Origin of the sequence: Parazoarcus communis SWub3 = DSM 12120, from assembly GCF_003226565.1 — a bacterium.
Taxonomy (GTDB): Bacteria; Pseudomonadota; Gammaproteobacteria; order Burkholderiales; family Rhodocyclaceae; genus Parazoarcus; species Parazoarcus communis.
Genome location: NZ_QKOE01000160.1, coordinates 1 through 297, shown reverse-complemented (window position 1 = coordinate 297; position 297 = coordinate 1). Strand labels below are relative to the sequence as shown.

At 63.3% G+C, this 297-nt stretch carries 1 protein-coding gene; it reads right to left on the bottom strand.

All coding sequences use genetic code 11. The annotated features are described in order from the left end of the window. Window positions 1-297 (bottom strand): RHS repeat domain-containing protein (locus DNK49_RS23890; protein ID WP_207807124.1); only part of this gene is annotated, 297 nt, incomplete at both ends.

The following is a 297-nucleotide window of genomic DNA, read 5'->3' as shown; positions in this document are numbered from 1 at the left end:
ATCAGGCGCCCGGCGCCATCGTAATCATAGGCCAGCGTGCGCCCGGCGCCGTCGCGGCGGGAGAGCGGTCGGCCCGCGCCGTCGTAGGTGTAGGCGGTGGTGGCCCCGAGCGGGTCGGTGTAGGCGGCGGCTTCAAACGACTCTGACCCTTTTGATTTTTCACTTCCGTATTGCAAGAAGCCCGTTCCGGCCCGATCGCGAAGACGTCCACTGCACTGCTTGAAAAGGCACGCACTTGCATGGCGCGCATTGCGGCGATGCATGATCTGGTACAGCCGTATTTCAAGCATGAGCAGG